General features: G+C 48.6%; 14 protein-coding genes. 6 read left to right on the top strand and 8 right to left on the bottom strand.

Annotation, left to right across the window (positions count from 1 at the left end; translation table 11 throughout):
* Positions 1 to 30: 30 nt before the first annotated feature.
* The 4 genes from SK36_RS10545 to SK36_RS10530 all read right to left on the bottom strand — a co-directional run bounded on the left by SK36_RS10545 (position 31) and on the right by SK36_RS10530 (position 4408).
* On the bottom strand, positions 31 to 885 hold the full coding sequence (locus SK36_RS10545; RefSeq protein WP_048221492.1) for a dimethyl sulfoxide reductase anchor subunit family protein: 855 nt from the start codon (positions 883 to 885) through the stop codon (positions 31 to 33).
* A gap of 1 nt (position 886) precedes the next feature.
* Positions 887 to 1504: a DMSO/selenate family reductase complex B subunit gene (locus SK36_RS10540; protein ID WP_045442670.1), complete on the bottom strand. Its 618-nt coding sequence runs from the start codon at positions 1502 to 1504 to the stop codon at positions 887 to 889.
* Between the two features lie 10 nt (positions 1505 to 1514).
* On the bottom strand, positions 1515 to 3953 hold the full coding sequence (ynfE, locus tag SK36_RS10535; RefSeq protein WP_048221491.1) for a selenate/tellurate reductase subunit YnfE: 2439 nt from the start codon (positions 3951 to 3953) through the stop codon (positions 1515 to 1517).
* 149 nt (positions 3954 to 4102) lie between these two features.
* Positions 4103 to 4408, bottom strand: coding sequence for a DUF1161 domain-containing protein (locus tag SK36_RS10530; protein ID WP_045442674.1), 306 nt, complete (start codon positions 4406 to 4408; stop codon positions 4103 to 4105).
* A gap of 106 nt (positions 4409 to 4514) precedes the next feature.
* Between SK36_RS10530 and SK36_RS10525 the strand changes: the two genes are divergently transcribed.
* Positions 4515 to 5225 (top strand): YnfC family lipoprotein, encoded by a 711-nt coding sequence (locus SK36_RS10525; RefSeq protein WP_081918235.1) that lies wholly within the window; start codon positions 4515 to 4517, stop codon positions 5223 to 5225.
* A 6-nt stretch (positions 5226 to 5231) separates the two neighbouring features.
* Here SK36_RS10525 and speG read toward each other — a convergent pair whose 3' ends face one another.
* Both speG and SK36_RS10515 read right to left on the bottom strand, forming a co-directional pair.
* On the bottom strand, positions 5232 to 5792 hold the full coding sequence (gene speG / locus SK36_RS10520) for a spermidine N1-acetyltransferase (protein WP_045442679.1): 561 nt from the start codon (positions 5790 to 5792) through the stop codon (positions 5232 to 5234).
* Between the two features lie 36 nt (positions 5793 to 5828).
* A complete protein-coding gene (locus SK36_RS10515; protein ID WP_045442681.1) occupies positions 5829 to 6170 on the bottom strand; it encodes a DUF1283 family protein in 342 nt (113 codons plus the stop codon).
* A 141-nt stretch (positions 6171 to 6311) separates the two neighbouring features.
* Between SK36_RS10515 and SK36_RS10510 the strand changes: the two genes are divergently transcribed.
* From SK36_RS10510 to SK36_RS10490, 5 genes are all read left to right on the top strand, one after another.
* The gene (locus SK36_RS10510; RefSeq protein WP_048221490.1) at positions 6312 to 6638 is read left to right on the top strand and encodes a YnfA family protein; all 327 of its coding nucleotides are present in this window, start codon (positions 6312 to 6314) and stop codon (positions 6636 to 6638) included.
* A 107-nt stretch (positions 6639 to 6745) separates the two neighbouring features.
* A complete protein-coding gene (rspA, locus tag SK36_RS10505) occupies positions 6746 to 7960 on the top strand; it encodes a starvation-sensing protein RspA (RefSeq protein WP_048221489.1) in 1215 nt (404 codons plus the stop codon).
* Positions 7961 to 7974: 14 nt separating this feature from the next.
* On the top strand, positions 7975 to 8994 hold the full coding sequence (locus SK36_RS10500) for a Zn-dependent oxidoreductase (RefSeq protein WP_048221488.1): 1020 nt from the start codon (positions 7975 to 7977) through the stop codon (positions 8992 to 8994).
* Positions 8995 to 9051: 57 nt separating this feature from the next.
* Entirely contained in the window at positions 9052 to 10419 is a 1368-nt protein-coding gene (locus SK36_RS10495) for an MHS family MFS transporter (protein ID WP_071828925.1), read from the top strand.
* 102 nt (positions 10420 to 10521) lie between these two features.
* Entirely contained in the window at positions 10522 to 11988 is a 1467-nt protein-coding gene (locus tag SK36_RS10490) for a mannitol dehydrogenase family protein (protein ID WP_048221487.1), read from the top strand.
* 76 nt (positions 11989 to 12064) lie between these two features.
* Here the strand turns inward: SK36_RS10490 and ydfZ are convergent, their stop codons facing one another.
* Together ydfZ and rspR are read right to left on the bottom strand one after the other, a co-directional pair.
* The gene (gene ydfZ / locus SK36_RS10485; protein WP_045442690.1) at positions 12065 to 12268 is read right to left on the bottom strand and encodes a putative selenium delivery protein YdfZ; all 204 of its coding nucleotides are present in this window, start codon (positions 12266 to 12268) and stop codon (positions 12065 to 12067) included.
* 190 nt (positions 12269 to 12458) lie between these two features.
* Positions 12459 to 13145, bottom strand: coding sequence for a DNA-binding transcriptional regulator rspR (gene rspR, locus SK36_RS10480; RefSeq protein ID WP_045442691.1), 687 nt, complete (start codon positions 13143 to 13145; stop codon positions 12459 to 12461).
* Positions 13146 to 13170 lie beyond the last annotated feature (25 nt).

Genomic DNA, 13170 nt, shown 5'->3' with positions numbered 1-13170 from the left:
GAAAAGTGCGGGTCTCCCCGCACTCGAAAGTTAACCTGCAACAGCCATACCGACTGTCATATGCAAACCATAAAACAAGCCACGTCCGATGAGTTCACCGGCAAGCACTAAAATTAAACCCAACGCCAGCCCTGCAATGTGCGGGTCTTTGCGACGGATCAGAGGGCAAATCCAGCAACCCAGACCCGCGGTCAGCAGCATGATGCGCCAAACCTGCAGAATTCCATAGTCAGGAACCAGTGAATTTGCCTGTTGTACTGAACTGTGGATAGCGCCAAGTGACATGCCCTGTAGAACAATGACGGCCACGCAAATTAGCAAACCCAGCACACTAATAGTAGCGAATGTGGCGGCGTTAAATGAGACGCCAACGACACGCAACAGGAGCGCGGCGAATAGTGGGCCAGTCAGCAGCACGGTCATGAAAAATGCCGTGGTGGTATATCCATTATACCAGGTTGGCACCGTATCTATCTGATAAACGTTCGTCATTGCCCAGACAAACACTACGCCGAGGATCATGCTCACCAGTAGCCAGATTTTACCTAATGTGGCCGGCATTTTATCGAGAAAAGCCACCAGCCACCAGAATCCACCAACCGCAAAAAAAAGCGATCCACTGGCGATTTCATTACTCAGCGCTGATGCGCCAACTCTGTTTAGTGAGTTAAGCGCACGAAGTGGTGAACCCAGGTGCATTACCGAGGCAAGAAACCCGACTCCCATTACTACCCACAGAAAGAACATGCTGCGAACGATATGTTTTCTTGCGGCATCGTCTTTGGCAGTAAACCAACACAGTCCGCTAACAATAAGCGCGCCAGCCACGCATTGACCGAGAACTGTAAACAGTACCAGCGGCCATTCATGCCATCCATTTCCCATTTTACACCTCCCTCGGGTTTGCCAGATAACCGGAGGTATCCCCGGTTGGACGGCTATTGGTGTTAGGTTTGATCACGATATTCGGTTTAGTGAAGTGTGCACCGGGCAGTGGCGCAACGGCAGCCAGTTCTCCGTGCTTTTTACGCAGTTCATCAATCGGGCCGAAATCCAGCGCACGTAGCGGGCAGGATTCAACGCAGATTGGTTTTTTCCCTTCGGCAACACGATCGTGGCAGCCGTCGCATTTGGTCATATGCCCTTTGGCGGCATTGTACTGCGGCGCGCCGTAAGGGCAGGCCATATGACAATAGCGACAGCCAATACATACGTCCTCATCCACGACAACAAAGCCATCTTCGCGCTTGTGCATTGCGCCGCTCGGGCAGACCTTTGTACAGGCCGGATCTTCGCAGTGGTTACACGCGATGGAGAGGTAATAAGCAAAGACATTCTGGTGCCAGACACCGTTATCTTCCTGCCAGTCGCCACCTGCGTATTCGTAAATACGGCGGAAACTAACATCCGGAGTTAAATCTTTATAGTCTTTACAGGCCAGTTCGCAGGTCTTACAACCCGTGCAACGGGCGGAATCAATAAAAAATCCGTATTGCGCATTCATAAGCTAATCCTTAAACCTTCTCAATCTCGACCAGGTTTGTATGCTGTGGGTTGCCTTTGGCTAACGGTGACGGACGTTGGGTCGTTAGTGTGTTCACACATGCGCCATGGTCAATTTTGTCGCCAGACATATCGGCGTCGTGCCAGGCACCCTGGCCCATTGCGCTGACTCCTGGGAGAATGCGTGGCGTCACTTTTGCGGGAATTCGTACCTCGCCACGGTCGTTAAATACCCGCACCATATCGCCATTGGCAATCCCACGTTTCTGCGCATCCACAGGGTTTATCCAGACTTCCTGGCGACATGATGCCTGCAAGACGTCAATATTGCCGTAGCTTGAGTGCGTACGAGATTTGTAATGAAAACCAAACAGTTGGAGCGGGAATGTGTTGCGTTTGGGATCGTCCCAGCCTTCAAATGTTGACGCATAGACAGGAAGTGGGCTAATGACTTCATCTTTTTGCAGTTCCCAGGTACTGGCAATTTTTGCCAGCCGGCTGGAATAGATTTCAATCTTGCCCGAAGGTGTTTTAAGCGGATTTCCCTCAGGATCTTCACGGAATTTTTTGTAGGCGACAAAGTGTCCGTTAGGATCTTTTCGTTTATAGATCCCCATTTTCTTCAGTTCATCATACGAAGGGAGTGCAGGGTCTTTTGCCAGCATTTTTGCGTACAAATACTGTAACCACTGCTCCTGAGTGCGTCCTTCAGTAAACTTTTGATATACGTCGTCGCCAAGACGTTTCGCGACTTCGCTCATAATCCAGTAGATCGGCTTACGTTCAAACTTTGGAGATGTTGCCGGTTGAATGAAAATGAGATATCCCATGTTGCCAGCGTAATCGTTAGGAATGATGTCTTCCTGTTCGACGGTCATCAAATCAGGTAGCAGGATATCGGCATATTTGGCCGAGGACGTCATAAAATTCTCAATGACCACGATCATTTCGCATTTCGTGTCATCCTGGAGGATCTCGTGCGTTTTATTGATATCTGAATGCTGGTTAGTGATGGTGTTACCTGCGTAGTTCCAGATAAATTTAATCGGTACGTCGAGTTTATCTTTACCACGCACACCATCCCGGAGGGCGGTCATTTCCGGGCCACGGGTGATAGCGTCTGTCCAGGTAAAGACGGAAATCTGCGTTTTGACCGGGTTTTCCGGTATCGGCATGCGTTCAATCGTAATGGTGTAGGTTGACTCACGTGCACCACTGTTGCCGCCGTTAATGCCGACATTGCCGGTAAGAATAGGTAGCATCGCAATAGCGCGTGAGGCAAGTTCCCCGTTAGCCTGGCGCTGTGGCCCCCAGCCCTGACAAATGTAAGCCGGTTTTGTACTGCCGATTTCTCTCGCCAGTTTAATAATACGGTCGGCTGGGATCCCGGTGATATGAGATGCCCACTGTGGTGTTTTAGCGATACCGTCATGGCCGTCGCCCAGGATATAGGCCTTGTAATGTCCGTTGGCTGGCGCGTCTGCCGGAAGCGTTTTCTCGTCATAACCGACGCAGTATTTGTCGAGAAATTCCTGATCGACAAGCGCCTCATTAATGAGCACCCATGCGATCCCCGCTACCAGTGCAGCGTCTGTGCCTGGGCGGATAGGGATCCACTCGTCTTCACGACCGGCTGCGGTGTCGGTATAACGCGGATCGATGACAATCATTCGGGCATTTGAACGTTCCCGGGCTTGTTCCAGGAAGTACGTGATACCGCCTCCGCTCATGCGCGTTTCAGCGGGGTTATTGCCGAACATCACCACCAGTTTTGTGTTTTCGATATCAGAGGTGCTGTTACCTAAGTTTGAGCCGTAGGTGTAGGGCATTGCGGCAGCGATTTGCGCGGTACTGTAAGTACCATAATGACTAAGGAAACCGCCATAGCAGTTCATCATACGAGCAACCAGCGAGGCGTAAGGGGAGGAACGTGTAATATTGCCGCCCACAATGCCTGAGGTGTAGTTGATATACACCGCCTCGTTACCGTACTTCTGTACTGTATTTTTCAAGCTGGTGCTGATGGTATCTAGTGCTTCCTGCCAGCTAATGCGCTCAAATTTACCCTCGCCACGTTTGCCAACGCGTTTCATGGGGTAATTAAGCCGGTCCGGATGGTTAATTCTCCGACGAATCGAACGGCCTCTCAGGCAGGCACGAACCTGGTGATGACCATAGATATCATCCCCTGTGTTATCAGATTCAACCCACACCACCTCGTCATCTTTAACGTGGAGTTGCAGAGCACACCGGCTGCCGCAGTTCACGGAACAAGCCCCCCAAACCACTTTTTCTTTAGCTGGTTGTATCGCCTGTTGCACCGCAGCGGCTGCGGTACGCATTCCAAAGGGGAGCGAGATACCCCCAGCTGCAAGCGCTAGCGATCCTATCGCTGAGGATTTAACTAACTCTCTACGACTAATACCTCCATATTGCTTTACTTCAGACATCATTCACCCCATTTTAGTTATCGCTATATATTTGATTTTACAACGAAATAAATAGCATGCTAATGATAGGGTTATTTTACCTACTTATGGGTACGCCGTATTAATGCATATCAAACCAGGGGTAACCCTCCGCGAACGGAGGGGGGGATTTATTGCGGTTCGGCTGCGTGCCCATCCTGGGCAGCGCTATTATTAGTGGAGGTATTTCCGCTGTTGGTACGGATATAGAGGATCTTATGTGTATCGTTCGCACAGTGCCCGACAACCTGGGAATCCGGTTGATCGGCCTGGTCGTTGGGCACGATATTCAGCGTAAAGCTCGATTCCGCAACACCATTATTAATGATGCGTTGCTCGATATCACTTTTAACTCTCTCGCATGAGGCTGGCGCAGCCAGAACCTGCGGAGAAGCGATTATCAGCAAGCTCGCGGCAATTCCTGTGGTGAATTTCATCATCAACTCCTTTCATGACAGACATTAACTAAGATTAGCATTTCTGGTGTAAATAACTGTATTTGCTAATATGATTGAGAATTATCTCTTTATCCCGGTGAAAAATGTGAAGAAACAGACGCTGTTAGGTTTCCTGTGTGTGGTGCTGGTAGGCTGTGACAACGCCAAAGGACTGGTTTCCTTTACGCCGGAGATGGCCAGTTTCTCCAATGAATTCGATTTCGATCCGCTGCGTGGTCCGGTGAAGGATTTCAGTCAGACGCTGCTTAATGATAAAGGTGAAGTTACGAAACGTGTTAACGGTGCGCTCTCACAGGAAGGGTGTTTTGACACGCTGGAACTGCACGATGTGGAAAACAATACCGGAATGGCGTTAGTGCTGGACGCCAACTACTACCGTGATGCTGAAACGATGGAAAAAAGGATCCGGCTACAGGGTAAATGTCAGTTGGCGGAATTGCCGTCTGCGGGAGTGGTGTGGGATACAGACGATAATGGCTTTGTTGTCTCCGCAACCGGGAAAGAAATGAAGGTACAGTACCGGTATGATGCTGAAGGGTATCCGCTGGGAAAAACAACTATCAGCAAGGATAACACGTTGCAGGTGAAGGCCAGTCCATCAGCCGATCCGTTGAAAAAACTGGATTATACCGCTGTGAGTTTGCTGAACGATCACCCTGTAGGTAACGTCAAACAGACGTGTGAATATGATGATTATGCGAATCCGGTCAACTGCCAGCTTGTGATTGTAGACGAGAGCGTGAAGCCGGCAGTTGAACATCGTTACTCAATTAAAAACACCATTGACTACTACTAACCGCTCTTACTGCGCAGTAGGTTGTAACAGGTTGGAGCCTGGTGCTTTGTGTTCCGCCAGATATTGATGCTGGAAGATACACATACGGATGGTGTTACGGTATTGGCCATTGATAAAGAATTCATGGATCAATTCACCTTCTACCATAAATCCAAGTTTGCGGTAGATATGAATGGCCTTTTCGTTTTCCTTATCAACGATCAGATACAGCTTGTATAAATTAAGTACGGTGAAGCCATAATCCATCGCCAGTTTTGCTGCTCGCGTGGCCAGGCCTTTGCCCTGGAAATCCGGGGAAATAATGATCTGAAATTCAGCCCGACGGTGTACATGGTTTATTTCAACCAGCTCCACCAGTCCTGCTTTTTCACCGTCACACTCGACGACAAAGCGTCGTTCGCTTTGGTCGTGGATGTGCTTATCATAGAGATCTGACAGCTCAACGAACGCTTCGTATGGTTCTTCGAACCAGTAACGCATGACGCTGGCGTTGTTATCAAGCTGATGAACAAATCGCAAATCTTCACGCTCCAGCGGGCGCAGCTTAACACTGAGGGCGCTTGTCATATCGTATCCTTACAATTCCTTTGGTGAGTACAACTATTATGGTGCAACGGTACGGCCAGTGCGGCGGTCTAAGCAGCGCAGAGTATTAGGTTCCCAGTACGCATTGATATTAGCGCTCTGTTCGCACTTATCACGGCTGTCAAATGCCGCGTCGGCTTTGTCCCACTCTTTCTCTACACGCGTGTTGACCTTATGACGCAAATTGCGCGTATCGTTCCATTGCTCCTTTTCCATTGCAGCTTGTTGACGGCTTTGTGCACTGTCTCCGGACTCAATGATCAGTTTGCTGGTTTCAGCAAATGAGGAAGAGGTGTAGACAACTGCCGCCAGCGTCAGCATTGCCGTCAGACACAGGCGTTTGCTCAGTGTATTATTCATGGCGAATTCCTTTTATGAGAACGAGAAAAACGATAAAACAGGGCTAAATTCTACACTATTCCGGCTGTAGGGCATACCCGGTCGGCGGATATCAGTATTCTGTCGTATCATGCTTAAACCTAATGTAACTGAATAACTTCAATGCTTAAGACCACACTACTTTTTTTCATAACAGCGTTGTGCGAAATAATAGGCTGTTTTTTGCCCTGGCTATGGCTAAAGCGCGGTGCGACAGCATGGTTGCTGATCCCGGCTGGCGTGTCGTTGGCCGCATTTGTCTGGCTGCTGACGTTGCATCCGGCAGCGAGCGGGCGGGTATATGCCGCTTATGGTGGAGTTTATGTCGTTACTGCGCTTCTGTGGCTTCGCATTGTTGATGGCGTAAAACTCAGTCTGTATGACTGGTCTGGTGCGCTGATCGCACTATGCGGAATGTTGATCATCGTAGCGGGATGGGGGCGCGCATAGCGCCTTTTTTGTGACCGGTTAGCGTTTTTTTGATCATCATACTTGTATGGTAGTAGCTCAGTTGAGTAAATTTCCTGCATCACAAGAAGAGATGTAAGGAATAAAGAATGAAGATTGTAGGGGCTGAAGTTTTTGTCACCTGTCCGGGACGTAATTTTGTCACACTGAAAATCACGACGGAGGACGGGATCACCGGGCTGGGGGATGCCACGCTGAACGGACGAGAGTTATCCGTTGCATCCTACCTTAAAGATCACGTGTGTCCGCAGCTCATTGGGCGTGACGCGCACCGCATTGAAGACATCTGGCAATTTTTTTACAAAGGCGCTTACTGGCGTCGTGGTCCGGTAACCATGTCAGCAATTTCTGCTGTCGATATGGCGCTGTGGGACATCAAAGCGAAGGCCGCGAACATGCCGCTGTATCAGTTGCTCGGGGGCGCATCCCGCGAAGGCGTGATGGTTTACTGCCACACAACAGGCCATACCGTTGATGACGTGCTGGAAGATTACGCCCGTCATAAAGAGATGGGCTTCAAAGCGATTCGCGTGCAGTGTGGCGTACCGGGTATGAAAACGACCTACGGGATGTCTAAAGGTAAAGGTCTGGCCTACGAACCTGCTACCAAAGGCCAGTGGCCGGAAGAGCAACTGTGGTCGACGGAAAAATACCTCGATTTCACGCCTAAGCTGTTTGAAGCCGTACGCAATAAATTTGGTTTTAACGAACATCTTCTGCACGACATGCACCATCGTCTGACGCCGATTGAGGCCGCTCGTTTTGGCAAAAGCATTGAACAATACCGCCTGTTCTGGATGGAAGATCCGACACCTGCTGAAAACCAGGAGTGCTTCCGTCTGATACGCCAGCATACGGTCACACCCATTGCGGTAGGGGAAGTCTTTAACAGCATCTGGGATTGCAAACAGCTGATTGAAGAACAGCTGATCGACTACATTCGTACCACCATTACCCATGCCGGTGGCATCACTGGTATGCGTCGCATTGCTGATTTTGCCTCTTTATACCAGGTCCGTACCGGCTCTCACGGTCCTTCAGATCTGTCTCCGGTATGTATGGCCGCCGCACTGCATTTTGATTTGTGGGTTCCGAACTTCGGTGTTCAGGAATATATGGGGTACTCCGAGCAGATGCTGGAAGTCTTCCCGCATAACTGGACATTCGATAACGGCTACATGCACCCAGGCGACAAGCCGGGTCTGGGTATCGAGTTCGACGAAAAACTCGCGGCGAAATATCCGTACGATCCGGCTTATCTGCCCGTCGCACGCCTGGAAGATGGCACATTGTGGAACTGGTAAGGAGTCATACAATAATGAAAAGCATTTTAATTGAAAAACCGAATCAACTGGCAATTATCGAACGTGAAATTCCTAACCCGGCAGCGGGTGAAGTGCGGGTAAAAGTAAAACTTGCCGGGATTTGTGGATCGGATAGCCATATATATCGTGGACATAATCCTTTTGCGAAATATCCGCGTGTTATTGGTCACGAGTTTTTTGGCGTGATTGATGCAGTTGGCGAAGGAGTGGACAGCGCCAGGGTCGGTGAGCGTGTTGCGGTAGACCCGGTAGTGAGCTGTGGACATTGCTATCCGTGCTCTATTGGTAAGCCGAATGTTTGCACAACGTTAGCAGTACTCGGCGTCCATGCTGATGGCGGTTTCAGTGAATATGCCGTTGTTCCGGCGAAAAATGCCTGGAAGATCCCCGATGGAGTTGCAGATAAATTTGCAGTAATGATCGAACCTTTTACTATTGCTGCGAACGTCACCGGACATGGTAAACCAACCGAAGACGACATCGTACTGGTGTATGGCGCAGGTCCGATTGGCCTGACCATCGTTCAGGTATTAAAAGGGGTCTATAACGTCAAAAACGTGATTGTTGCTGATCGCATTGATGAACGACTGGAAAAAGCTAAAGAGAGCGGAGCGAACTGGGCGATTAATAACAGTCAAACACCACTTAGCGAGATTTTTGCCGAAAAAGGCATCAAACCTACATTAATTATCGATGCGGCTTGTCATCCTTCAATTTTGAAAGAAGCGGTTACGCTGGCTTCTCCGGCGGCACGGATTGTGTTAATGGGCTTTTCCAGCGAGCCGTCTGAAGTCATTCAGCAAGGAATCACCGGTAAGGAGCTCTCTATATTCTCTTCCCGGTTAAATGCGAATAAATTCCCAGTGGTTATTGACTGGTTAAGTACAGGGTTAATTAATCCTGATAAATTAATTACCCATACGTTTGATTACCAGCATGTTGCTGATGCTATTAGTTTATTTGAACAGGATCAGAAACACTGCTGCAAAGTTTTACTCACTTTTTCTGAATAATATAAATAACGGCGAGTAAGTAGTACGCATCTTACCTCTTTTTCAGAGATAACAATTATGACAATAGAAAAACATGAAAGAAGCACAAAGGATTTAGTGAAAGCCGCGATATCCGGCTGGCTAGGGACTGCTCTTGAGTTTATGGATTTTCAGTTGTATTCGCTTGGTGCAGCATTGGTGTTTCATGAAATATTTTTTCCTGAATCATCAACTGCGATGGCATTGATTCTGGCAATGGGAACCTACGGTGCTGGCTATGTCGCACGTATTGTCGGCGCATTTTTCTTCGGGAAAATGGGTGACAGAATAGGGCGTAAAAAAGTACTCTTTATTACAATCACCATGATGGGGATCTGTACCACCTTAATTGGTGTGCTGCCAACCTATGCACAGATTGGTGTTTTTGCTCCAATCTTACTGGTCACTCTGCGTATTATTCAGGGGCTGGGTGCTGGCGCGGAAATTTCTGGTGCGGGTACGATGCTGGCGGAATATGCGCCGAAAGGTAAACGCGGCATTATCTCCTCGTTCGTGGCGATGGGAACGAACTGTGGGACCTTAAGTGCAACAGCAATCTGGGCCTTTATGTTCTTTATTCTCGACAAAGAACAACTGCTGGCGTGGGGATGGCGTATTCCATTCCTGGCGAGTGTGGTGGTAATGGTCTTCGCTATCTGGTTGCGTCTGAACCTGAAAGAAAGCCCTGTCTTTGAGAAGGTGAATGACAGCAAGCAATCCGCACCAGTAGCGGTTTCTTCCGGCAGCATGTTCCAGAGTAAATCTTTCTGGCTGGCAACGGGTCTGCGTTTTGGACAGGCAGGAAACTCAGGTCTGATTCAAACCTTCCTTGCCGGTTATTTAGTCCAAACTCTGCTGTTCAATAAAGCAATTCCAACCGATGCATTGATGATCAGTTCCATTATCGGTTTTATGACGATTCCTTTCCTCGGTTGGTTATCCGATAAAATTGGTCGTCGTGTTCCCTATATCATTATGAATACTTCAGCCATTGTGCTGGCATGGCCAATGTTGTCTATCATCGTGGATAAAACCTATGCCCCGAGCACTATTATGATTGCCCTGATTGTAATTCATAACTGTGCGGTACTGGGATTATTTGCTCTGGAAAACATTACCATGGCAGAGATGTTCGGTTGCAAAGATCGTTTTACCAGGATGGCAATTTCCAAAGAAATTGGCGGTCTTATCGCTTCTGGTTTTGGTCCTATCCTGGCCGGTATTTTCTGTACCATGACTCAATCCTGGTATCCGATTGCGGTGATGATTATGTCTTACTCTGTTATCGGTTTAATCTCTGCGCTTAAAATGCCAGAAGTGAAAGACCGAGATTTAAGTGCGCTGGAAGATGCTGCGGAAGAGCAACCGCGCACGGTAAGTGCAGTACAACCTTCAAGAAGTGTGTAAATTCTGAAACCCTTCTCTAACTGGAGAAGGGTTTTTTACTGTTAAATAATCTTTCATAAAACAAAACAGTCAGCTTGCCATATTTAAATTAAAGGAATTGTCATGGGAAATAATTTGTTATCAGCAAAGGCCACGCTCCCTGTCTATGATCGTAATAAGTTGGTACCTCGGATAGTGCATTTAGGCTTTGGCGCATTTCACCGCGCGCATCAGGGTGTTTACGCTGATATCCAGGCCGCTGAGCACAGCAGCGACTGGGGTTATTATGAGGTGAACCTGATTGGTGGCGAACAGCAAATCGCCGATCTTAAGCAACAAGATAATCTCTATACCGTCGCGGAAATGTCTGCCAATGCATGGACTGCTCGTGTAGTTGGCGTTGTGAAAAAAGCACTTCATGTGGAATTGGATGGTTTAGAAACAGTACTGGCAGCCATGTGTGAACCGCAAATCGCTATCGTCTCCCTGACCATCACCGAAAAAGGCTATTTCCACTCTCCAGCGACCGGACAGTTAATGCTGGATCACCCGATGATTGTCGCCGATCTGAACAATCCTCATCAGCCCAAAACAGCAGTGGGGGTTATCATTGAGGCACTGGCACGCCGTAAAGCCGCAGGTTTACCAGCGTTTACTGTGATGTCTTGCGATAACATGCCCGAAAACGGTCAAGTTATTCGTGACGTTGTCACTTGTTATGCTCATGCAATTGATGTCGAGCTGGAGAAATGGATTGTTGAAAACGTCACTTTCCCTTCGACCATGGTTGACCGTATTGTACCGGCGGTGACGGCCGACACGCTTGATAAAATTGAACAACTTACTGGTGTGCGCGATCCGGCTGGCGTAGCCTGTGAGCCGTTCCGTCAATGGGTCATAGAAGATAGCTTTGTCGCCGGACGCCCGGAATGGGAAAAAGCGGGTGCTGAACTGGTCAGCAATGTGCTTCCTTATGAAGAGATGAAACTGCGTATGTTGAACGGCAGCCATTCATTCCTCGCATATCTGGGGTATCTGGCTGGTTATCAGCATATCAATGACTGTATGGAAGATGAAAATTACCTCCGGGCAGCGCGTGAGCTAATGTTGCAGGAACAGGCACCGACACTGAAAGTGCAGGGCGTGGATTTACAAGGATATGCCGATCGGCTGATCGCCCGTTACAGTAACCCGGCATTGCGTCACCGTACCTGGCAGATTGCGATGGACGGCAGTCAAAAACTGCCTCAGCGTATGCTCGATTCCGTCCGTTGGCATCTTGTGCACGACAGTCGTTTCGATCTGCTGGCATTGAGCGTAGCGGGCTGGATGCGCTATGTCGGCGGTGTTGATGAACAGGGACAAGCGATTGACGTTAACGATCCGCTATTACCGATTATCCAGAATGTGGTGCAGAACAGTAATGAAGGTGAAGATCGTGTGCAGGCTTTACTGGCTATCGATGCGATTTTTGGCCGCGAACTGCCTCAGGTTGAACGGTTCAAAACCAAAGTCACAGAAGCGTATCTTGCTTTGCTGGCTAATGGAGCGAAGGCAACGGTTGCGAAGTATGCCGCGAAATTGAAGTAACACAGTAAAACTTATATGTCGCCATCCGGCTTTTACTACAGCCAGATGGCGCGTTATTTTCTGGCATTCACACCAATTAGTTCATTCCCAGACGAATCAGTTCGAGGGGGGCATATTTGCCTTCACAACCTTCAATTTCCACTGTTTTACCGCGACGAATTTGTTCAGCGGTCAGACCATCGGTGTCAATTGTTTTGATTCGACCAGTGATTCCGGTGTCGCTAATCATGACGCGGCTGCCAGTGGTAATTGCGTTACGGTTACGATCGTATGTTTTCATGGTGTTTTCTCCTTTCCAACTTACCGTTAAAGCCCGTGGGCTTTTACTCCCACGTAACGGGCGCAATATAAATACGCTTATCGTTAAGGATTTTTTTTGTTTTCGATCAAAATCACAGCTTTTTTTATGTGGATATGCAGACAGGGATAAAGTACGGGGAAGCTCACCTCTGTACGAGGTGAGACAAGGGTTATTCTTCGCTGAACCAGTCGCTATTTTCCTGGCGGATTTGTTGCACGGATTCGCTGATCTCTTGCAAATGCAACGTCATGGCGCGTTCTACTGCGTCGCCATCGTGTTTTTGTAGCGCAGAAAAAATATTCATATGCTGGCGCAACAACATTTCCGGTGGTGAAACATGGTCAAAACTCATATAGCGCACCCGGTCAACGGTTGCTTTCAGGTTTTCAATGGTGTCCCACGCTAACTGACAGTCGGCAATCTCGGTAAGAAGTTGATGGAAGTTATCATCAAGCTCAAAAAAGTCATCAAGTTGCTTGCGCTCAATGGCAATGCGTTGCTGATGAAGATTTTGCTCCAGTTGGTAGCACTGGCTTTCAGTGATCATCGATGCAGCCCGACGCGCCACAGCACACTCAATGGCCTGGCGGATAAAACTGCCGTTGCGTACTTGGGTCATTGAGATTTTATTAACGTAACTGCCGCGCTGCGGACGGATCTGAATCAGACCGTTCTCCGCCAGTTTAATGAATGCTTCGCGAACGGGTTGGCGTGACACATTAAAGCGTACGGAAACCTCTTTCTCTGAAAGCGGTGTGCCAGGTGCAATCAGGCAATGCACGATATCGCGACGAAGAATACGGTAAATCTGCTGATTTACTGGCTGTGTAGGGTTGAGCTGCGTTTCTACGGTCATTCATTCTTACTTTTTAGAGAGTTAA

It is taken from the genome of Citrobacter sp. MGH106, assembly GCF_001037495.1.
GTDB lineage: Bacteria > Pseudomonadota > Gammaproteobacteria > Enterobacterales > Enterobacteriaceae > Citrobacter > Citrobacter murliniae.
The sequence above is the reverse complement of the archived record's forward strand: the minus strand, read 5'-3'. Positions and strand labels throughout refer to the sequence as shown.